This window comes from Streptococcus sp. ZY171113 (assembly GCF_057748235.1).
The window spans coordinates 1,159,455-1,179,596 of sequence record NZ_CM173243.1 but is presented as its reverse complement, the minus strand read 5'-3'; the positions used below and the strand labels follow the sequence as shown (position 1 = coordinate 1,179,596).

General features: G+C 49.3%; 19 protein-coding genes and 1 pseudogene. 17 read left to right on the top strand and 3 right to left on the bottom strand.

The window, feature by feature from the left end; all coding sequences use genetic code 11:
- Position 1 precedes the first annotated feature (1 nt).
- The 16 genes and pseudogenes from AC3ARB_RS05535 (at position 2) to pepF (ending at position 16,350) form a co-directional block, all read left to right on the top strand.
- Positions 2 to 370: a DUF6096 family protein gene (locus AC3ARB_RS05535; protein ID WP_488319603.1), complete on the top strand. Its 369-nt coding sequence runs from the start codon at positions 2 to 4 to the stop codon at positions 368 to 370.
- Positions 371 to 417: 47 nt separating this feature from the next.
- Positions 418 to 774 (top strand): hypothetical protein, encoded by a 357-nt coding sequence (locus AC3ARB_RS05530; RefSeq protein WP_488319602.1) that lies wholly within the window; start codon positions 418 to 420, stop codon positions 772 to 774.
- Positions 758 to 1,318 (top strand): annotated as a pseudogene (locus AC3ARB_RS05525) (hypothetical protein); the annotation flags it as partial. The gene AC3ARB_RS05530 and the pseudogene AC3ARB_RS05525, both read left to right, overlap by 17 nt.
- A gap of 337 nt (positions 1,319 to 1,655) precedes the next feature.
- Complete coding sequence (locus AC3ARB_RS05520; protein WP_488319601.1) at positions 1,656 to 4,769, top strand: phage tail protein; 3,114 nt, start codon at positions 1,656 to 1,658, stop codon at positions 4,767 to 4,769.
- Positions 4,770 to 4,778: 9 nt separating this feature from the next.
- The gene (locus AC3ARB_RS05515) at positions 4,779 to 5,129 is read left to right on the top strand and encodes a DUF6711 family protein (protein WP_488319600.1); all 351 of its coding nucleotides are present in this window, start codon (positions 4,779 to 4,781) and stop codon (positions 5,127 to 5,129) included.
- Positions 5,130 to 5,132: 3 nt separating this feature from the next.
- On the top strand, positions 5,133 to 7,724 hold the full coding sequence (locus AC3ARB_RS05510; protein WP_488319599.1) for a hypothetical protein: 2,592 nt from the start codon (positions 5,133 to 5,135) through the stop codon (positions 7,722 to 7,724).
- Positions 7,725 to 7,733: 9 nt separating this feature from the next.
- The gene (locus AC3ARB_RS05505; protein WP_488319598.1) at positions 7,734 to 9,911 is read left to right on the top strand and encodes a DUF859 family phage minor structural protein; all 2,178 of its coding nucleotides are present in this window, start codon (positions 7,734 to 7,736) and stop codon (positions 9,909 to 9,911) included.
- 18 nt (positions 9,912 to 9,929) lie between these two features.
- Positions 9,930 to 10,337: a DUF1366 domain-containing protein gene (locus AC3ARB_RS05500; protein ID WP_488319597.1), complete on the top strand. Its 408-nt coding sequence runs from the start codon at positions 9,930 to 9,932 to the stop codon at positions 10,335 to 10,337.
- A 2-nt stretch (positions 10,338 to 10,339) separates the two neighbouring features.
- The gene (locus AC3ARB_RS05495; RefSeq protein WP_488319596.1) at positions 10,340 to 10,768 is read left to right on the top strand and encodes a hypothetical protein; all 429 of its coding nucleotides are present in this window, start codon (positions 10,340 to 10,342) and stop codon (positions 10,766 to 10,768) included.
- A 1-nt stretch (position 10,769) separates the two neighbouring features.
- Positions 10,770 to 10,982: a phage holin gene (locus AC3ARB_RS05490; RefSeq protein ID WP_488319595.1), complete on the top strand. Its 213-nt coding sequence runs from the start codon at positions 10,770 to 10,772 to the stop codon at positions 10,980 to 10,982.
- Entirely contained in the window at positions 10,979 to 11,575 is a 597-nt protein-coding gene (locus tag AC3ARB_RS05485) for a hypothetical protein (protein ID WP_488319594.1), read from the top strand. The genes AC3ARB_RS05490 and AC3ARB_RS05485 overlap by 4 nt, the downstream gene beginning before the upstream one ends.
- Positions 11,576 to 11,587: 12 nt before the next feature.
- Positions 11,588 to 12,442 carry a hypothetical protein gene (locus AC3ARB_RS05480; protein WP_488319593.1) on the top strand — a complete coding sequence of 285 codons (855 nt, stop codon included), beginning with the start codon at positions 11,588 to 11,590 and terminating at the stop codon, positions 12,440 to 12,442.
- A gap of 3 nt (positions 12,443 to 12,445) precedes the next feature.
- Positions 12,446 to 12,949: a hypothetical protein gene (locus AC3ARB_RS05475; RefSeq protein WP_488319592.1), complete on the top strand. Its 504-nt coding sequence runs from the start codon at positions 12,446 to 12,448 to the stop codon at positions 12,947 to 12,949.
- 25 nt (positions 12,950 to 12,974) lie between these two features.
- Positions 12,975 to 13,736: a peptidoglycan recognition protein family protein gene (locus AC3ARB_RS05470; protein WP_488319591.1), complete on the top strand. Its 762-nt coding sequence runs from the start codon at positions 12,975 to 12,977 to the stop codon at positions 13,734 to 13,736.
- A gap of 97 nt (positions 13,737 to 13,833) precedes the next feature.
- Positions 13,834 to 14,187, top strand: coding sequence for a PBECR3 domain-containing polyvalent protein (locus AC3ARB_RS05465; RefSeq protein ID WP_488319590.1), 354 nt, complete (start codon positions 13,834 to 13,836; stop codon positions 14,185 to 14,187).
- A gap of 360 nt (positions 14,188 to 14,547) precedes the next feature.
- Positions 14,548 to 16,350, top strand: coding sequence for an oligoendopeptidase F (gene pepF, locus AC3ARB_RS05460; protein ID WP_488319589.1), 1,803 nt, complete (start codon positions 14,548 to 14,550; stop codon positions 16,348 to 16,350).
- Positions 16,351 to 16,844: 494 nt separating this feature from the next.
- Here pepF and nrdE read toward each other — a convergent pair whose 3' ends face one another.
- The 3 genes from nrdE to nrdH are packed head-to-tail and all read right to left on the bottom strand — an operon-like array spanning position 16,845 to position 19,577.
- Positions 16,845 to 19,004 (bottom strand): class 1b ribonucleoside-diphosphate reductase subunit alpha, encoded by a 2,160-nt coding sequence (nrdE, locus tag AC3ARB_RS05455; protein WP_488319588.1) that lies wholly within the window; start codon positions 19,002 to 19,004, stop codon positions 16,845 to 16,847.
- Complete coding sequence (nrdI, locus tag AC3ARB_RS05450) at positions 18,994 to 19,353, bottom strand: class Ib ribonucleoside-diphosphate reductase assembly flavoprotein NrdI (protein WP_488319587.1); 360 nt, start codon at positions 19,351 to 19,353, stop codon at positions 18,994 to 18,996. The genes nrdE and nrdI overlap by 11 nt, the downstream gene beginning before the upstream one ends.
- Positions 19,353 to 19,577, bottom strand: coding sequence for a glutaredoxin-like protein NrdH (nrdH, locus tag AC3ARB_RS05445; RefSeq protein ID WP_488319586.1), 225 nt, complete (start codon positions 19,575 to 19,577; stop codon positions 19,353 to 19,355). The genes nrdI and nrdH overlap by 1 nt, the downstream gene beginning before the upstream one ends.
- Positions 19,578 to 19,875: 298 nt before the next feature.
- Here nrdH and AC3ARB_RS05440 point away from each other — a divergent pair, with 298 nt between their 5' ends.
- Positions 19,876 to 20,139, top strand: a complete 264-nt coding sequence (locus tag AC3ARB_RS05440) for a phosphocarrier protein HPr (RefSeq protein ID WP_488319585.1) — start codon at positions 19,876 to 19,878, stop codon at positions 20,137 to 20,139.
- Positions 20,140 to 20,142: the final 3 nt, after the last annotated feature.

Genomic DNA, 20,142 nt, shown 5'->3' with positions numbered 1-20,142 from the left:
CATGAACAAACCATACACAAGGTGGACAGTCGGTGAGACCGATTATAAATTGCGTTTGACCACTCGCCAGGCAGTGGCCGTCGAGGAAAAACTGGGTCTGAACCTGCTCAAGGTCTTTATGCCCAAGGCGGGTGAGGACATGCCTCTGCCACCGCTCAAGGTCATGCTGGTCATTGCCCACGGGGCCTTGCAGAAGTTCCATCACGGCTTGAATTTGGAGGCGGTCTACGACCTCTTTGACGACTATGTGGATGTAGGCGGTAGTCAGGTGTCCTTCCTGACGGACATTATCCTGCCACTCTTTGAAGATTCGGGTTTTATTCCTCGGAGCGAGACCAAGGAAGCTCCGACATTGACAGCGGTCGAGTAGAGACCCAGCTGCAGACGGCGACCCAATTTGTTGCAAGGCTCTATCCCATGTCGCTTGATGTGGGCATAGGGCCTTTTGATTTTTGGGAATACACAGTCGGTGAGGTGCTGGATGTGATTGCTAGTTACAACCGCACCCAGACGCAAAAACAGAAAGAAAAAGTCATCAGCGAATACCGCCTGTCTCAGATGATTGCCCATCAGGTGTCGGCTGTCCTGAGTAAGGATGCTAAGGTTCCCGATATTTGGGAGTTTGCACCAGCCTTGTTCGAGGACGAGCGCCAGCAGGTTGAGCAAGCTAGACGGGAACAGGAACTCTTACTGCATAGGGAACGGATGCGGTTATTTGCAGAGCGATTTAACCAAAGACGAAAGGAGGGATTAGCACATGGCCATGACACTTGAGGAACTGCAGGTCGTGATTGACGCTCGGATTGAGCCCTACAAGCGGAAGATGAAGGAGCTGGAAGCCAAGACCAAACAGGCAAGTAATGCGGTTGAAAGGCAGACTAGCGGCCTAACCAAGCGGATGGGCGGGAAGATGAACGGTCTAGCTAGCATGTTAGGGCGGTTCGCCAGCCTAGCAGTCTTTGCCTATATCGGCAAGAAATTGTTGGACATCGGCATGTACGGGACCCAGATGGCTCTGGAAGTTTCGGCTGCCATGAACCAGGTCAAGCGGCAGATGGGCGAGTCCTCGCAAGCATTTTTGAAATGGGCGGAACGTAACGCTAACGCCATGAACATGTCCACGGGTGAAGCGGTCAAGTACGGGGCGGTGTATTCCAACCTCTTTTCCAGCTTTATCAAGGACAGCTCTAAGCTTAGTGCCTATACGGCTAAAATGCTTCAAACCTCGGCTGTGGTGGCTGAAGGGACAGGGCGGAGCATTACCGACGTCATGGAGCGGATTCGGTCGGGTTTGTTGGGGAATACCGAAGCGATAGACTTTTGTCGCACCGCCTAGAAATAGGCGGATTAAGAACTTACCAAAATCGGTAGAACTCTAAGTTTTAACTTGAAATCCGAGAGTTAAAATATGACGATACCGAGGTAAACTAAGCAATTAAAAGGGCTTAGTCACCGTAGAGCATAGGGATTGAACCTATGCTTTTTGTTTTTACTGAAAAGCATAGAATAAAACATCCCCACGAGTGGTAAGCACCTCATCAGTTCGGCTGGAGGTGAAAATGTATGCCGAACTTGCAGGAAACTGTAAGAAGTACGGATAAAAAGCCGTGCGATAACATTATTGAGAAGACCTTGGCATCAACGTCAATGTAGCTATGATTGAATCCACGGAAGCCTTTAGGCGGTTCGCCAACGGGCAGGCCTGGAACCAGCTGGACTTCCAGACCCAGCAACAAATCCGTCTTATGGCTATCCTGGAGCAGGCAACGGCCAAGTATGGTGACACCTTGGCCAACTCGGTCAATGGTCGGATTAGCCTCTTTAAGTCCTTGCTCAAGGATTCGGCCTTGAATGTCGGTAACGCCATGTTGCCAGTCATCAACGCCATGATGCCCGTCCTTAACTCTCTGGCCATGGTCCTGAAAAACGTGACCGCCAAGCTGGCTGAGTTTGTCGCCTTGATGTTTAACAAAAAGGCGACCAGTAAAGCTGGGTCAGCAGCAGGTGGCATCCAAGATGTCCAAAAAGCCGCAGAAGGAGCAGGTAACGCTCTTGGAGACCTAGGAGATGCTGGTCAAGGTTTGGGTGACGCCACAGGTGGCGCAGCAGACAACCTTGATGACACGGCCAAATCCGCTAAAAAAGCAGTCAAAGAGCTCATGGGCCTGGCTGGCTTTGACGAAATCACCACCCTCAACGTCAACAAAGACGATGGTGATGGAGGTGGCGGTAAAGGCGGTTCTCCTGGTGGCGGAGGCGGTGGTAAAGGTGGCAAGGGGGGCTCTGGCTCACCTGCCGACATCCTACCGACCGTTGAGCTGACTGACATGGATAACCAGTTTAAGTCCATATTTGATGGTTGGTTGCCAAAATTAAAAGAACTAGCTGATTTATTTGGCAAAGGATTTAATGCCGCTTTTCGTGCAGATGGTATTGACCGCTTCATGGCAGCCTTAGACCGCATAAAGACGGTTTTGGGTGAAATTTTTACTGACCCTAGAGTGATAACTGCCTTCGACACCATGTTGGAAAAATGGGCGTATGCTTTGGGGCAGTTTACAGGTTCGGTTGCAACCGTAGCCTTAGGCATTGGTGTTTTTATTGCCGAGAGTATCGCCAATGGTTTAGATAGACAGAAAGAGCGAATTATTCAAGCGTTGACAAGCTTGTTCACCAACTTAGGAAATATCGGTCAATCAGCTGGTAATATTGCTCAGTCACTCTCTAATACCTTCTACGAAGTGATGACGTCGTCCGGTGCAATCAGGATAGGCAGTGCCATTACTTCGGCATTACTCAGTGCAGGTAGCACGATTATTGATATTGGTAGTCGGTTCGGAGCTGATTTAATGGGCGGGTTGGAAACAATCGTGACCGATAACGCCCCGAAGTTAGAGAAGGCTATGAGTGGGTTTTTCGAGGCAATAGCGCCACTAGCTGAGACTGTCGAAGAAATTGTGAATGATGTTGGCGTTGCCTTTAGTCGGTTTTATGATGAGCACGTATCGCCATTCATCAAATCATTTTCCGAGGGCATTTCGGAAATCGTTGGGGCACTACTTGATGCTTGGTCGAACCATATCAATCCGTTTATCAGCAAGTTCAGCACCGGTGTGAAAACACTTTACGAAGAGAACAAACCTCTGTTTGCGGATTTAGCTAAAACTATCGGGCTCTTTGTGGGCGTTTGGAAGACAATTGAATTTCTTTCTGTGCTGGGACAAGCTGGTGGTGCTGCTGGAGCCCTATCGTCGATGAAGACAGCCTTTGACAATCTTAAAACTTCTTTACACGCTGTGACCATTGCTAAAATTCAGGACAAATTGGAAACAATGGCTTTGAACGCGATGTATGCAAAGGATTTTATCGTCAATACTGGTCGCCTTATTCTCGAAAAGGGCAAAGAAGCTGTCGCTTGGACGGCGTCTACAGCCGGTAAAGCGACTGACGCAGTTGCCAGCTGGGCGGCGGCGGCAGGGACAACAGCCCTCAGCGTAGCAACCTGGGCACTGAATGCTGCTCTGGCAGTTTTGACCAGTCCTATTACTTTAGTTGTTGCTGCAATAGCAGCCCTCGTTGCAGTGGGCTACCTTCTCGTGACGAACTGGGAGACGGTCAAGCAAGTTGCTTCAGATGTTTGGGGCAACATGGTTTCCTTTTTCAATGACACCTGGGAGAAAATCAAACAAGGTATTGATACTGCTTGGCAGGTCATTCTTGGTCTCTTCCAAACAGCCTGGGACGGTATCGTCAGGATTTTCAGTCCCATCGGTACCTGGTTCGGTGAACGCTGGTCTGAAACAAAGTCCAAGCTAGCCGAGGTTGGCTCTTGGTTCACCTCTAAATTCAAAGAGGGTTGGACAGGGCTAACCAATATTTTCAAATCGCTGGGCAGTTGGTTCCAATCTCGTTGGTCTGAATTGACCTCGAACCTTGCCAATATTCCAACCTGGTTCCAGGAGAAATTTCAGTCAGCTTGGAACTTTTTGACCAATATTTTCAAACCATTTTCATCATGGTTTGGCGAGCGGTGGTCAGAAACTAAGTCGAAACTGGCTGAAATCAATACCTGGTTTACCACCAAATTCCAAGACGCCTGGACGGCCTTGACCAACATTTTCCAAAAATTAGGAGGTTGGTTCGGTGAACAGTGGGGCAAGGTCAAATCTGTCTTAGGTGAGGTGGGTTCTTGGTTTACTGGAAAATTTAACGAAGCCTATGAGGGTGTGAAACGTGCTTTCAGCGGCATCGTTGAGTTCTTCTCAGGGATTTGGTCCAAAATAAAATCGACCTTTACCCACGTCGGAACCATGGTCGGTGAGGCCATCGGCGGTGCGGTTCGTAGTGTCATCAATGGGGTGCTTAACACGGTTGAGGGGACCATTAACCGAGGGATTAGCATCTTAAACAGTGCTGTTAGCGTGATTAACAAGCTGCTGCCAGGTGTAAGTATTGGCGGTTTCAGCCCTGTCAATCTGCCACGACTAGCTCGTGGTGGTATTGTGGACAGCCCGACAATTGCTATGATTGGTGAAGCAGGTAAAGAGGTGGTTATGCCTCTAGAAAATACCGGCTTCCTCCAAACCATGGGTCGGGTTGTTGGTGGTGCGGTACTGAGTGCCATCGGTGGCTCGGATTTCAATACTGGCGGGTTCTCTGGAAATGGAGACATCGTCATCAACATTGCCGGTCATGAGTTCGGCCGTGTAGCCATCCGAGAAATAAATCGAGCCCAGGAAGAGGCTGGCCAGTTATTACTCAATATTTAGGAGGATTAAATGACAAGTTTAAGAATTAACGGTGTTGCTGTCAAGGCTCCGAAATCCTTGCAAGTCAGCATCCAGGACATTGATGGAGAGACTGGTCGTAATGCCAATGGGGACATGGTTCGAGACCGTATCACGACGAAGCGAAAACTAGACCTGGAGTGGGGCTTGCTTACCCAACAGGAGTGCAGTGCGATACTAAATGCGGTATCGCCTGTTTTCTTTTCGGTCTCTTACCCTGACCCCATCTTGGGTCAAACAACCAAGACGTTTTATGTCGGCGACAGAAGCTCGCCGGCTTACTCTATGACAGACCGACTGAAGCCCTGGTCTGGTCTTAAATTTAATTTGATTGAGAGGTAAGCTATGCACCGATTTAACGAAGCAATGCTAGCTCCTGAGCGTCGTTTGGCCATTCGTTTGGTAAATGCACCAGCCTATCAAATCAAGACGGCCGATTTTAAGTACGGCTACATTTCTGGCGACAGTTACAAGCCTGGAGGGACGGTTTCAGGAACTGCGACCATCACGTTTGCAGAGGCCATCGACAGTTTCAACAAGCTGGATTTGGTTCGGCCACAGATTGGGTTGGAAGTGGCTGGGGTGGTTGAGTGGGTTGACATGGGGCATTTCTATGTCAATACCATCTCCATCGACCGCAACAGCAACACGACCAAGCTGGAGTTGATAGATGCCATGTATCGGCTGAATCAACCCTACCAAACCGACCTAGTATTTCCCGCTCAAATTCGTGATGTTGTTCGAGAGATTGCGACCAAGACTGGTGTAACCCTAGCGACTGACAATCTAGGCTACTACGCCATCCGAAACCGCATTATGACTGCCCCGAGCAAGGCCAGCCTGACCTTTCGAGATGTTTTAAGCCAAGCTATTCAACTGCTTGGCTTTTCGGCATTTTTCAACAGGCAAGGTCAGCTGGAAATCCGTGGCCTGACAGATTCGAATCTCACCATCACCTCTGCAGGCTACCTGATGCATGGCCTTGAGCGAAATGAGGTCTTGTACCAACTGGCAGGGATTACTTGCAAACAAGGGCAAGAAGTCCTGTCTGTCGGTGTTAGAAATGGCCAGAGCCTTGAGATTGAGAATGATTTCATGGATAGGCAAATGCTCAGTGAGCTCTACAACAACATCAAATACATCACTTACTATCCCTATCATCTTAAATACCGTGGCCATTTGAAGCTCCAGGTTGGCCAATGGGTGACTATTGTTACCAATAAAGGAGAGCGGTTTAAGGTCCCTGTCTTGTCTCAGAGCTTTAGCTTTAACGGCGGTCTGTCTGGGACGATTAGTGCCGATAGCAAGTCTGGGAGCGATACTCAATACGAGTACAAGGGCTTTTTTGGCAAGAAAATCGAACAGGTTTCGCGGGAGTTGGCTGCCCAATTGGAGCAAAAGATTGAGCATCTGGATGGCGAATTTGACAGGCGACAGGCTGATTTCGACAAGGAGATGGTAGAAGCTAAGCAATTGGCTCAGAAGAGTGGCCAGGCGGCCGTGTTAGATTATGTCGAATCCGCGGCTATGGTCACAAAGGTCGCGGAAATCCAAAAAGCCAAGATGGAAGAGTTGACGGTGACCAACGAAGCCTGGATGCGCCAGTTGGTCTCTCAGCGAATTTTAGCGAATTTCGTCGAAACTTTTGATGTGCAAGCGAATCGTATCGTTGTTCCAGGCTCAACCAAGCCAGTCTTTACCGTCGATGAGCGTGGGATTATCACAATGAACACCTCGGAACTGAAAGTTGGCAATGAAAAATTAGCCACAGTAGGAGAATTGAACAGAATCTCACTTACGCCTGGTCCTAAAGGTGACAAGGGAGATCCTGGTCAAAATGGAGTAGCCGGTCCTCGTGGAGCAACAGGTCCAACTGGCCCGCAAGGGCCACAGGGACCGAAAGGAGACCGTGGTGCGACAGGAGCTGCTGGCCCACAGGGTCCACAGGGACAACAAGGAGACCGTGGACCTCAAGGCCCGAAAGGTGAGCGAGGCCTCCAAGGGCTGCAAGGGCCACGAGGTGAGCAAGGTATCGCTGGTGCTAGAGGTGCGGACGGTCGAACCCAGTACACTCACATTGCTTATGCGGACAATGCGACAGGTGGTGGTTTTAGTCAGACTGACCAGACCAAGGCCTATATCGGCATGTATCAGGACTTTAACGCTACTGACAGCACTAATCCAGCTAGCTATCGCTGGACGAAGTGGAAAGGTTCTGACGGTGCCCAGGGAGTGCCAGGTCCTAAAGGAGCAGACGGTAGGACACCCTATTTTCACGTTGCTTACGCCGAAAGTGCAGACGGCCGAACAGGATTCAGTCTGACCCAGACAGGAAATAAGCGGTATATGGGGACTTATACCGATTTTATCCAGGATGATAGTCAAGACCCGACTAAGTATAAGTGGGTGGATATGGTGGGTAATGTTGAGAATTTAATCAACTCTAAGGCTGACAAAACCTTAACCGAAGAGCAACTCAGAATTATCCGTGAGCAGACTGAGCTGGTCAAGACTGAGCTAGAAGCCAAGGCGGCGGTGGATACGGTTGACGAGCTATCCAGACGGTACCTGGCCTTGGCAGAGAAGTCTGCTACTGAAGCAAAGGCTAACGAAGAAGCCTTGGTCCAGGCTGCTCAGCGAATAGTGGCCATCCAGCAGAATTTGGGTGAATTTGCAGAACGGACGGAGTTTCTGACGACTTACATGTCTAGGTCGGAGGAAGGCCTTATGATTGGGGCGACTGACGGCTCTGCGACCTTGCGTGTGTCCAAGGATAGGATAAGCATGATGTCAGCTGGTAGAGAGGTCATGTATATCAGTCAGGGGCTCATCCACATTGACAACGGTATCTTTACCAAAACCTTGCAGGTGGGTCGTTACCGCATGGAGCAACACCACACAAATCTTGACATGAATGTCATCAGGTATGTTGGATAAGGAGGTAATATGGCATTAGTAACACGCCCAATTGAGGCGGAGTATCGTGCTCCTGGTGCGGCAACAACCTATAAGGCGGACTCCGACGCTCGATTTTATATTTACGACGATGTCCGTAGGGAATACCTAGCGGAAATTAGGTGCTACCCCAAAGCGATGGGGCTTAGGGAAGATGGCGGCAAGCCCAAGGGAACGGGCTTTGGCCTCTATTTTGAAGTCCGTTTGATGAAGCGGATTGACCTTCGTAGTGGTGGGGAGGCTTTTTTTGAGGTTAGTCATGAAGGAGTGACTAAACGTGTGTCTTTGGCCAAGAAAATTTACCCAGTATCATCCGACTTGGGTACGAGCTACCAAAATTTAGCCAGCACTTTAAATCGTGGCTACGAATTTATTGGCCTGGCCTATTTTGACCGACCGAATTTCCAGCATGTGTCTAGCTTGGAGTACGATGTTCGAACCAATTTCTTTGACCGAACGCAAGGCCCATGGTTGGGGCAATTTGGTCGGAAAGGTAAGGTTACAATCTCAGAGTACAGCGAATATGCGCCGTATATTTCTAAATTTACGACCCCTATCGGTAGCCAAGTGTCTCTGACTTTGAAAAACGTTAGCATAACTTCAGCCAACCGTTTTAAGCTCTCTTATTACTGGTATGGTAAGCAAGGTACCATCATGGACTGGTCTTCAAACCAATCCAGTTCCTGGACCTTGCCTTCTAATTTTTGGGATGATATTCCAGATAATTTTAGTGGCACAGGGTATATTCGCTTAGAGGCGAGGAAAGATAATGATGGATACACCCATACAATCTGGATACCGTTTATTGGCGAAATCCCATCCCATATTAAGCCGACCATCACCACATTAACCTTGACAGATACCAATGCCAAGGTCCATGCTGCTCTGGGGAGTGCAGCCTTTGCCCAGGGGTTGTCTAACATTCGGGTAAATGCTTCTGGTAATGGTATCTACGGCTCTAGTATCCAGTCCATTCGGGTAGAAATTGTTGGGCGAAATCAGTCCACAACCACTAACGGCGGAACTTTGGGTCCGATGGCCTATCATGGCCAGGTTACCATTCGTGCAACGGTTACGGACAGCCGTGGTCGAACTAGCGAGCCGATGACTAGGACGGTTACGGTTTTGCCTTACCACAATCCAATCCTGTCCTTTACAGTAGCCCGAGGGGGAACTCAGCGAGACCAGCTGGTTGTCACTCGGACGGTCAAGGTGGCTCCCTTGACTTGGAACGGTCGTCAAAACAATCGGTTGAAGTTAGATTTTCAAACAGCTCCCTATGGCGGTAGCTTTTCGGCTAACAACAGTTCTGCCAATGTGGATAGCACGACGATGGCGGAGCTGGTTAATTCGCAAGCGACATTAGCTGGGACCTTTAGTTCTCTGTCATCTTTTGAAGTGCTGGGCAGTTTGTCAGATAATTTTAACGGGCCAGTTACTTTTAAAGATGCGGCACCAACAGAACGCTATTCATTGACCTACGATAGGTCGGGTGTAGGCATCAATAAAGCTCGTGAGCGAGGTGCTCTTGATGTTGTTGGGGATATTTATGCCAATAATAACCCTATTCAGCAATGGCAGTTGACAGGGCATTCAGGTCGGTCGCTTTACAACGCCTCTCGGACAGTTGACCTTAACACCAAGCTGACCAATAGCTTCTTTTCCTGCAACGAGCCATCTAACGGACCGAATGTTGGTAGCGGACTGAGCCAATTCTTTGTTTCTGTGTATAGCGAAAGCGACAACTTTCTTGCTCAGAATGCAATTCAAAAGAATACAGGCCGTATGTTTACCCGAACCAGACACGGAGGAAACTGGACACCCTGGGTCGAATATGCCCAAGCCGACAATCCAGGATTGGTCCAGGTCGGTTGGACATCGACTGGCGTGTCGGGTGTCCACTACAAGCGGGACGGGTCGGTGGTGGCACTTAGGATAAATGTCACGGCAACGAATTATGTGTCAAATTTCTCTCTCGGAAAGATACCGACCACACTTCTGCCAATAGCTGGTGTTGATAGCAAGTTCCCTGTTATCGCTCAAAATACCAGTTCTTCTAGTTTGTCTTACGAAAAGGTGGTGACGATAGATAGAACAGGCAGTTGCACCATTGGGAACTATTTGTCAATAAATGAAACGCTGAAAACGACATTAACATGGCTAATTTAGATTAGAAAGGAAAAACTAATGCTTGAATTTTTTAGTAAGTCTCAGGAGTATGATGGGGCTGGTAAGGCCTTTGCGACAAAGGTGATTTTAGTCAATAACGAGGGAGCTAGTGTACCTGTCTTTCTCTCTGCCGAGGTGATTGACCTTCCGAATAGCGAGCTTTATGAGCAGGCTATGGACAAGCACTATCAAGATAATTTCCCTCAACGCTTTGAGAAAGAAAAGTTTTCGGAACATGAGCAAGCTTTAGAAGAAAATAAGAGGGAAATTTCCGAATTTAAGGCAGAGGTTCTAGCTGGTCTCAAGGACTACCAAGAGCGGCAGGAGGAAGTCGATGCTCGTATCTTTTCGGAAATTGAGGCCTTGAAGCGTGTCCAGAAGGGCAAGGCTAAGCCAATTGAGCATAGTGTAGAAATCGAGGTGTAGGGATGACAGAAAGCGAGCTTTTAACAACGGTTGGGGCTTTAGCCCCGACCATCGGTGTTATCGCCACTGGTCTCTTTGGCTACATGGCCTCACGGGCCAACAATCTTAGCAAGGAGCAATTCAACGAGTTGAAGGGCAATCTGTCAACCATTACAAACAATGTGGATGCCTTGCAGGCAACAGCTGAGGCAAACAACATGACCTTGAGAGAGGTCCAAGACAAGCTCAACCTTCATGATGAAAGCCATCTAGCCCAGATGCGTAGGCACTTGGATAAGGACATCAAGCAGGCCCTAACTCTTGGTCAGACCAATTCCAAGGAGTATGAGTTGATTAGTCGCATGTACCAGAATTACAAGGCCTTGAGTGGCAATGGTTACATTGACCGCTTGTTTGAAGATTACCAAGAATTGCCGATTAAGGAGGGCTAACATGAAGCTGACCAATAAACAGTACGATGTGGCCAAGCGGGCCATCACGGTTTGGGCACCAGCAACCATCACGCTGATTACTGGCCTTGGCAGTCTCTACCGTGTTGATGTGACGGCCGTAGCTGGAACCTTGGCCTTGGTGACGACCTTTGCGGGAACAGTGCTGGGTATCTCCAGCAAGCACTATCAGGAGGAGAAGGAGGTGGGTCCATGAAACAAGAAGACCGCCGAAACTCAACAGGCCTGGTCCAGGTGGACGGTGGCTACCGAATCAAGCAAGGGGACAGGAGTTCGGTCATCGCCTTTCAGCTGGTGGATGAGAACCTAAAAGGCATCGACCTAGATGGTCAGGAGGCTCTGGTCCAGCTGGTGCAGGGGGAGGACTTCCGCATCATCTATGAGACGGCTGTGACGGTGGCTGGTGACCGTGTCAGCTTTACCATCGACCAGCCTATCCCTCTGGGGGAGTGTTGGGTAGAGGTCAAGGCTGGGGGTTATGTTTTCCCGTCTGACCAGAAGGTCAAGCTGAGGCTGACCCAGTCGGCTACCAAGTATGGGACGGCTGAGCTTTTCGCCATGGAGCCCATGGCGGAAATCCGTGAGCTGGCCAGGCGTCAGACCTACGAACACCGCCAGATTGAGGCCAGTAGGGTCTGGACCATTGACCACGAGCTGGGGAAGCGTCCTAGCGTGACCGTTGTCGATACGGCTGGCAATGAGGTTTTTGGCGATGTCCTCTATGAGGGCGAAAGCCGTATCGTCGTTTCGTTTAGTGCCGAATTTTCAGGCACAGCTATTTTGAATTAAAAGGAGAAAAACATGTCAACATTTTTAACTAACATCGACCTCAAGGGTAACCAGCTGCTTAACGTGGCCTTGCAGAACTTGGCCGTAGCCCCTGCTAGTCCTAAGGAAGGGCAAATCTACTTTGACACGGCTGAGAAAGCGGTCAAGGTCTATGCGGGCGGTAGCTGGCAGGCTGTGGGGGCTTCGACAGGGGCTAGCGAGCTGACAGCAGAGGCTATGGCGGCCTATGTTCGTGATAATCAGGAGGCTTTCGAGGGTCATGTGACTGGGGTTCTGACTTCTTCCGATTTAACAAGGATTTTGGACGACGAAGCTGGTGGCCGTAATGGGGAGATCTTTGTATCAGAGGCACTTCACAGTGCCCTGGTTAATGGAGCTCAGGACCACTTGATTTCGGAGTTGAAAGCCGCTGTTTTGGATGATGAGGTCAAGCAAGGCCTGGGTCAAGAGCTGGCCCCTGTGCTGGAAGAGAAACTGAAAGCCCCTGGCGGGGTCATCCCTACCTTGCAGGCTGGTCTTGAGGCCAAGGCTCAGGAGCTGGCTCAGGCTGAGGTGGCCAAGCTGGTTGAGGCGGCACCAGAAGAGCTCAACACCTTCCAGGAAATCGCTGAGGCCATCAAGGAGAACAAGGAAGCTCTGGCACAGATTGCCAACACGGCTCGGGTTCATACTCAGGAGCTGAACTTCGGGGCGGGTGCGACCCAGGAGGTGTCCCATAATCTGGGCCGTCGCTTCGTGTCTGTCAGCCTCTACGATAGCCTGGGCCATCAGGTCTTGGCAGATGTCCGTCTGGTGTCTGAGACCGCAGCAGAAGTGACGGTGGCAGAGAGCTTTACCGAGACCCTGACGGCCGTGGTGGTGGGCTAGCCTATGCGGTATCTGGGACAGCGAACCAACCCGCTTGACTTGGCAGTTCAGGCTGATGTGACCAAGAAGCGTCGGGGACCTCTGGCTTTGAACATGGAGCGAACCAATCCCATTTGGACCATTAACTTTGACAATGGTTGCGGTCTGCAATTTCCAAGCAACCCCAGGAACCCTGGGGTCTATGGGGTTAACCAGCCGATGGACTTTACCCAACCCGTGCCACAGAAGAACGTTAAGGCTTTTCTTTTGCAGAATATCTTAGGCATTCTACCCTATATCACCCGTTACAAGGGTTACAGTGGGGTCTGGGTTCATTGGAAAGATGACTGCGTGGTCCTGAATCCTGTTAACGACAGGGAGGCCTATGATTTTTCAGCGGCCTATCTCAATCCCGAAGATACAGACCCTGTTTCAAAAGAAAACCAGCGGAACGCCATTCGGGTCATGTGGGAGCTGGGCATTTGGACGGACGAAGAGCTGAGCTTCTTTGGTGCTAAGAAGCGATAACTTTTTTTAACAAAGGAGAAGAAGAATGACGATTAAAAAAATCAACACCAATCTACTGAACGCTGGCAAGATGCCATCCATTCGTGGCGTAGTGATTCACAACGATGCTGGTTCCATGACGGCTGAACAGTATGTGGCTTGGTTAGGCCCACGAGACAAAGAGCTGGGCATTGCCCACTATTACATCACACGGGACTGCATCGCACGAGTTATTGACACTTACAACGTTGCTTGGCACACAGGCCACCCAACAGGCAACAGCCATTTCATCGGTTACGAGGTCTGTCAATCCCTGTCAGCCAGCGACAAGGATTTTCTGGCCAATGAGGATGTGACCCTCATGCAGGCCACGGAGGACCTGCTCTACTACGGCCTGCCAATCAATGCGGATACCGTCAAGCTCCACCATGAATTCGTGCCAACGACCTGCCCACATCGTTCCATGGCCCTACATGGTGGCACGACTGCCAGCACCAAGGCCTATTTCATTGAACGGATGAAGCATTTTGCCAGCCTTGGCAAAACGGTGGAAGAGATGATGGGCAAGCAGGGCGTGGCCACTCGTTCGGCTGCCCCAGCTCAAAAAGCTCCTGGGCATTTCCGAGTGCAGGTGGCCATCACAGACCTTTACCTGCAAAAGCAACCATCTGTTAAAGGCGGAAACAAAGGCTTTATCAAGCCCGGTGTCTACACGATTACCGAGACCAGAACCGCTGATGGTTACGAATGGGGCCGCCTGAAAAGTGGTACGGGCTGGATTGCCCTCAAGTATACTAAGCGATTATAATGCAGCCGACCGCTCAGGGCTTCCTGGGCGGTTTTTTTATCTGATATTGTTACACTAGTACGAAAGGTGTGGTATAATCAAAATTATGAAATACAATGTGAAAATCAATCCTAAGATTATGGGGATTGTTGACTTTGAGACGAGTGTTACAGATATTCTCGTCAATGAAGAGAATCTTGAAAAACATATGTTAAAAAGTCGTCATCAAAATATGGTCAAGTATATCCCAGATGTTGCGGGTATTTTAGAATCCCCCGACTATGTCGGACAAAATAGGAATGTCAAATCCGATAGCTTTGAGGTGATTAAGGTTTTAGAGGATAATGTTTTGGTTGTTGTGAAGCTAGACAGGAGGCATGACTATTTTTATGTTGCTTCGGTGTATGATGTTACCGACTCAAAACTAGAACACATGAAACAAAACGGTCGTATTAAACCGTTTGACAAATAGATTGTGACGTGTTAAGATAGAGATGCAGAATGATAACGAGGTCAGAAAGGCTCCTGACACACTCGCAAGAGTACCTGAGATGCTGGATACGCCGCCCAGCCGCTATCATTGTATTTCAAAAAGCCCTTGGCGAGTGCCAGGGGCTTTTTTGCGTGGTCTGAACGCAGTAGGTTACAGTAAAACGCAGTAGAATACAGTAAGATACAGTAGGCAAAGAAAAAAGACCTTGTCCAGAGGTCGGTCGGGGCTACATCGGGAAGAATTGTCAGAAATGACGATATAGCGGGCTTTTTCTTTTTATGCTATAATGGAAGGTAGAACACTAGAAAGGACTGGGTTCAAGACCCAGTAGTGACTACCATGTCAGAAAATCGTGCCCATTTAGAGGAAAAATACACCTGGGATTTGACAACTGTCTTCCCTAGCGACGAGGCTTGGGAGGCTGAATTCGCCAGCCTAACCGAGGCTCTAGAAGCCGTCTCAGAATTTACCGAGGTTATGACAGCATCGGCATCAGGTCTCTTGGAGATCACTGAAACCATGTATGGTCTCATGCGTCGCTTGGAGAAGCTCTACGTCTATGCTTCCATGAAGAGTGATGAGGATACAGCCTTTAGCCTCTATCAGGGCTTTAAGGCTAAGGCCATGTCCTTGTACGCTCAGCTGAACACGACTTTTGCAGCCTACGAGCCGACCCTTATGACCCTGTCTGAGGATGCCCTAGAAGCGTTTATGGCAGCTGAACCAGGTCTGGAACTCTACCGCCATGCCTTTGAGCGTTTGCTTAGCAAGAAAGCTCATGTCCTCTCGCCAGCTGAAGAGAAGCTCTTGGGGGCGGCCACGGAGATTTTCAATAGCCCGTCGGAGACCTTCTCTATTTTGGACAATGCAGACTTGACCTTCCCTCATGTGCCAGATGGCAAGGGTGAGCTGATTGAGCTGACCCACGGTAACTACATTAGCCTGATGGAAAACCAAGACCGAGAAGTCCGTCGTGAAGCCTATGAAGCCATGTATGGCACCTATGAGCAGTTCCAACACACCTACGCCAAGACCCTCCAGTCCAACGTCAAGGTCCATAACTTCAATGCCAAGGTCCACAAGTATGATTCTGCCCGCCATGCTGCCCTCTCAGCTAACTTCATTCCAGAAGCTGTCTTTGAGACCCTGCTAGAAGCTGTTCACAAGCACCTGCCTTTGCTCCATCGCTACGTTCAGTTGCGTAAGGAGATTTTGGGCTTGGATGACCTCAAGATGTACGACATGTATGTGCCCCTGTCAGAGGTTGATATGGCCATCACCTATGACCAGGCCTTGGAAAAAGGTCAGGAAGTTCTGGCCATCTTGGGCGAAGACTACGCTTCACGCATCAAGAAATCCTTTACTGAACGCTGGATTGATGTGCATGTCAACAAGGGCAAGCGTTCAGGAGCCTACTCAGGCGGGTCTTACGACACCAATGCCTTCATGTTGCTGAACTGGCAGGACACCCTGGACAATTTCTACACCTTGCTCCATGAGGCTGGCCACTCCATGCACTCCATGTACACCCGTGAAACCCAGCCCTATCCTTACGGGGATTACTCTATTTTCCTGGCTGAAATTGCTTCAACCACCAATGAAAACATCCTGACCGAAGCCCTGCTTAATGAAGTAACGGACGAGAAGCAACGCTTTGCCATTCTCAATAACTACCTGGATGGCTTCCGAGGGACCATTTTCCGTCAGACCCAGTTTGCTGAGTTTGAGCATGCCATCCACAAGGCTGACCAGGCTGGTGAGGTCTTGACCAGTGACTATCTCAACAACCTGTACAGCCAGTTGAACGAGACCTACTATGGTCTATCGGCTGAGGACAATCACTTTATCCAATACGAGTGGGCTCGGATTCCGCATTTCTACTACAACTACTACGTCTACCAGTATGCAACAGGCTTTGCGGCGGCCAACTTCTTGGCGGACAAGATTGTTTACGGTACCCAAGAGGATAAGGACAAGTACCTAGACTACCTCAAGGCTGGTAACTCAGACTACCCACTTAACGTCATCAAGAAAGCTGGCGTTGACATGGAAGAGGTTGACTACCTCAACGCCGCCTTTGCTGTCTTTGAACGCCGCTTGACCGAGTTGGAAGAGCTGGTTAAAAAAGGTGTGCATCGATAGGCAAATGTCCTAATCTGTACCTAAAAACTCCCACAGAAGTTGTCTTTCTGTGGGAGTTTTTGAAAATATATGGTACCCAGATGAGAATTGAAAAAGTCACCACGAAGGTGACTTTTGGACTTTAAGACATTATCTGGTCGGTATTCTAACCTTTCAGATACCTGGAGGGTATCTGAAAAGTTTTTGTCCCTCATTTCTGGAGCTAATTTGTTCGTCCAGTTATTGGTTTTATCTCCATGTTAGTTGATGACACGGAGATTTTTAGACCAACCTGCCTAAAAATTGTAGTTAGGAAGGGAGTTAGGCAAGCCCCAATAGGGCTTGCCGTGATTAGCTAGGAACTTTAGTTCTAAGATAACCTACTTAGGTTACGACACGAAGAAATTTAGGCCGATAATGCCTAAATTTCGAAGTTAGTAAGACGCTTAGGGAAGGTCTACTAGGACTTCCCGTCTGCTTATTAGGGACTTTTAGTCCCAATAAGCAGTAGCGGGTTAAATCACACAGCTTTCACACTGGTTGCTGCCCACTTCTTCACCGTCATCGGTGAAGGTGCGGATGTAGTAGATGGACTTGACGCCCTTGTTGAAGGCGTAGTTACGCAGGATAGACAGGTCACGGGTGGTCTGCTTGGTCTCGGTCTTCCATTCGTAGAGGCCAAGTGGCATCTCGCTCCGCAGGAAGAGGGTCATAGACAGGCCTTGGTCCACGTGCTCGGTGGCTGCGGCGTAAACATCAATGACCTGACGCATGTCCATGTCATAGGCAGACGTGTAGTAAGGGATGGTGTCAGTCGCCAGACCAGAAGCAGGGTAGTAGATTTTACCGATTTTCTTCTCTTGACGCTCCTCAATTCTTTGAGTAATTGGGTGAATGGAGGCTGACACATCATTGATGTAGCTGATAGAGCCGTTTGGTGCCACTGCCAGACGGTTTTGGTGGTAGAGGCCGTGCTGAGAAACGGCATCACGCAGGGTAGCCCAGTCTTCCCCAGTCGGAATGAAATGGCCAGCAAAGAGCTCCTTGACCTTGTCTGATGATGGCTGGTGTTTACCCGTCACATACTTATCAAAATAAGTGCCGTCAGCGTACTTGGAATTTTCAAAGCCAACAAAGCTGGTACCACGCTCCTGAGCGATCTTATTGGATTCGACCAAGGTCCAGTAGTTGAGGAGCATGAAGTAGATGTCGGTGAACTCCAGCGACTCAGGGCTACCGTAGTGCATGTGGTTGCGGGCGAAGTAGGAGTGGAGGCCCATGGCTCCCAGACCGATGGTGTGGGCCTGGTCGTTACCGTTTTTAATGGTTGGCACGGCCACGATGCTTGAACTGTCAGTAACAAAGGTCAGGGCTCGGGTCATGGCACGGACAGACTTACCAAAATCAGGTGAGGTCATGAGGTTAACCACGTTGGTTGAGCCCAGGTTACATGAAATGTCTGTTCCTAGCACTTCAAATTCCTGAGCGTCGTTGATTTGGCTGGTCTTTTGAATCTGCAAAATCTCTGAACAGAGGTTGCTCATGACAATCCGACCGTCAATCGGGTTGGCCCGGTTGGCCACGTCCACGTTGATGATGTAAGGGTAGCCTGATTCCTGCTGAAGTTTTGAAATTTCAGTCTCCAAGTCACGGGCCTTGATTTTGGTCTTGGTGATGCGAGGGTTGGCTACCAGCTCATCGTATTTCTCGGTGATGTTGATGTAGTTAAATGGCACCCCGTACTCTTTTTCAATGGTGTATGGGCTGAAGAGGTACATGTCCTCATTTTTTCTCGCCAGCTCGTAGAATTTGTCTGGGACAGTCAGCCCCAGCGACAGGGTTTTAACTCGAATTTTCTCGTCAGCATTTTCCTTCTTGGTCGAAAGGAAGTTGAGGATGTCGGGGTGGAAAACATCCAGGTAAACCACACCAGCCCCTTGGCGTTGGCCCAGCTGGTTGGAGTAGGAGAAGCTGTCCTCGAAGAGTTTCATAACAGGCACGACCCCAGAGGCAGCACCTGCGTAGCCCTTGATAGGAGCCCCCGCCTCGCGGAGGTTGCTGAGGGAGATGCCCACGCCCCCACCAATACGGGACAATTGCAGAGCTGAGTTGATGGAACGACCGATGGCATTCATGTCGTCAGTGACCTGAATCAGGAAGCAGGACACCAATTCGCCTCGACGGCTGCGACCAGCGTTGAGGAAGGATGGCGTTGCAGGCTGGTAGCGGAGGTGAATCATCTCGTCAGCCAAGGTGCGGGCCAGTTCCTCGTCGCCGTCAGCGAAGTAGAGGGCGTTGTAGAGAACCCGGTCTTCCATGCTTTCCAGGTAGAAGTCGCCGTCGTTGGTTTTGAGGGCGTACTGCTGGTAGAATTTGTAGGCTGCCATGAAGGACTGGAACTGGAAGTTGGCAGCTCTTAACTGGTCAGCCAGTTCTTCGATAAATTCTGGACGGTACTTCTTGATGAAGGCTTCTTCTAAGTAGTCGTTTTCCAAGAGGAACTTGATTTTGGCAGTTGTGCTGTCAAAGGTCAGGGTGTTGGGAATGACATTTTCCTCAAAGAAGGCTTTCAGGGCTTCCTTGTCCTTGTGGAGGGGAATTTGGCCGTTGACTGGGCGGTTGATTTCGTTGTTGAGGCGGAAGTAGGACACATCGCCGAGATTTTTAAGACTCATTTGTTAATATTCCTTTAACTGTCGCGACATCGTCTGGCGTGCCGCTGAATTCTAATGTATAAAGTAGGGGGAGCTGGTAGCTGGCCGCGTAGCCTTTGGCCAGGTGACAGAAATCAGGGCCGAAGTTACGGTTGCCGATGCCGATAATCCCCTTGCAGAAAGTTTTGTGCTGGTCCATAAACTGGTCCACATGGTCCACCCCGCTCTCATAGGTGGGGCAGATGAGGACAAAGTCTTGGTTGAGCTGGTAGGATTGGCCTGGTTTAAGCTCTATGGCCAGATCAAGCACGTCCAGCTTGGTTAAAAACCGACGGGTTTGGCCGGTCAATGAAAAAAAGACCAGCTGCATTAGAGCAGTTCTTTGAGCTTGGCTGGCTGGAAACCAGAGAAGACGACGTCGCCTGCCTCGATGACAGGAGCGGCTGAAAAGCCCAGGCTTTTAACGTAGTCCACCTTGTCTGGCTGTTCTTCAATATTGATTTCCTCAAAATCGACCCCGTTTTCCGTCAGGAACTTCTTGGTCATCTTGCAGGGCATGCAGTTGTTTTTGGTAAATACGGTAATTTTAGCCATGCTGGCCTCCTAAAAATATAGTACCCAACTAGCATACCAAAAAATGGATTGAAATACAAGATATAGGGACGATTTTTTTGTAAGCCACTAGATATAGTGTTTTTTGTAAAAAATGGCAGAGCTGGAAAAATTAAAAAGGCCTTTTAATAGAAGAAAATGAAAATCATCGGAAGGGATTTCAAAATTTTTCCATAAAAGAAGGTTTTGTCTTGAAAAAAAGAGAGGAATGTGATATAATTGTTTTTGTAAGGGTTACCATCAGGTGACTCAAAAAATCAAACAAAGGAGAACCATAACTATGGCTTCAAAAGACTTCCACATTGTTGCAGAAACAGGTATCCACGCTCGTCCAGCGACCTTGCTTGTTCAAACTGCTAGCAAGTTTGCTTCAGACATCACTTTGGATTACAAAGGTAAATCAGTTAACCTCAAATCAATCATGGGCGTGATGAGCCTTGGTGTTGGTCAAGGTGCAGACGTGGTTATCTCAACTGATGGTGCAGACGCTGATGACGCTTTGGCAGCTATCGAAGAAACAATGACAAAAGAAGGGTTGATCTAAACA

Bases quoted from the DNA above. Each gene is read 5' to 3' on its own strand.
- nrdE (WP_488319588.1), bottom strand. From the start codon at position 19,004: ATGAGTCTTAAAAATCTCGGCGATGTGTCCTACTTCCGCCTCAACAAC.
- AC3ARB_RS05505 (WP_488319598.1), top strand. From the start codon at position 7,734: ATGGCATTAGTAACACGCCCAATTGAGGCGGAGTATCGTGCTCCTGGT.
- AC3ARB_RS05480 (WP_488319593.1), top strand. From the start codon at position 11,588: ATGTCAACATTTTTAACTAACATCGACCTCAAGGGTAACCAGCTGCTT.
- AC3ARB_RS05500 (WP_488319597.1), top strand. From the start codon at position 9,930: ATGCTTGAATTTTTTAGTAAGTCTCAGGAGTATGATGGGGCTGGTAAG.
- AC3ARB_RS05470 (WP_488319591.1), top strand. From the start codon at position 12,975: ATGACGATTAAAAAAATCAACACCAATCTACTGAACGCTGGCAAGATG.
- nrdI (WP_488319587.1), bottom strand. From the start codon at position 19,353: ATGCAGCTGGTCTTTTTTTCATTGACCGGCCAAACCCGTCGGTTTTTA.
- AC3ARB_RS05535 (WP_488319603.1), top strand. From the start codon at position 2: ATGAACAAACCATACACAAGGTGGACAGTCGGTGAGACCGATTATAAA.
- AC3ARB_RS05495 (WP_488319596.1), top strand. From the start codon at position 10,340: ATGACAGAAAGCGAGCTTTTAACAACGGTTGGGGCTTTAGCCCCGACC.
- nrdH (WP_488319586.1), bottom strand. From the start codon at position 19,577: ATGGCTAAAATTACCGTATTTACCAAAAACAACTGCATGCCCTGCAAG.
- AC3ARB_RS05515 (WP_488319600.1), top strand. From the start codon at position 4,779: ATGACAAGTTTAAGAATTAACGGTGTTGCTGTCAAGGCTCCGAAATCC.
- AC3ARB_RS05490 (WP_488319595.1), top strand. From the start codon at position 10,770: ATGAAGCTGACCAATAAACAGTACGATGTGGCCAAGCGGGCCATCACG.
- AC3ARB_RS05530 (WP_488319602.1), top strand. From the start codon at position 418: ATGTCGCTTGATGTGGGCATAGGGCCTTTTGATTTTTGGGAATACACA.
- AC3ARB_RS05475 (WP_488319592.1), top strand. From the start codon at position 12,446: ATGCGGTATCTGGGACAGCGAACCAACCCGCTTGACTTGGCAGTTCAG.
- AC3ARB_RS05510 (WP_488319599.1), top strand. From the start codon at position 5,133: ATGCACCGATTTAACGAAGCAATGCTAGCTCCTGAGCGTCGTTTGGCC.
- AC3ARB_RS05440 (WP_488319585.1), top strand. From the start codon at position 19,876: ATGGCTTCAAAAGACTTCCACATTGTTGCAGAAACAGGTATCCACGCT.
- AC3ARB_RS05520 (WP_488319601.1), top strand. From the start codon at position 1,656: ATGATTGAATCCACGGAAGCCTTTAGGCGGTTCGCCAACGGGCAGGCC.
- pepF (WP_488319589.1), top strand. From the start codon at position 14,548: ATGTCAGAAAATCGTGCCCATTTAGAGGAAAAATACACCTGGGATTTG.
- AC3ARB_RS05485 (WP_488319594.1), top strand. From the start codon at position 10,979: ATGAAACAAGAAGACCGCCGAAACTCAACAGGCCTGGTCCAGGTGGAC.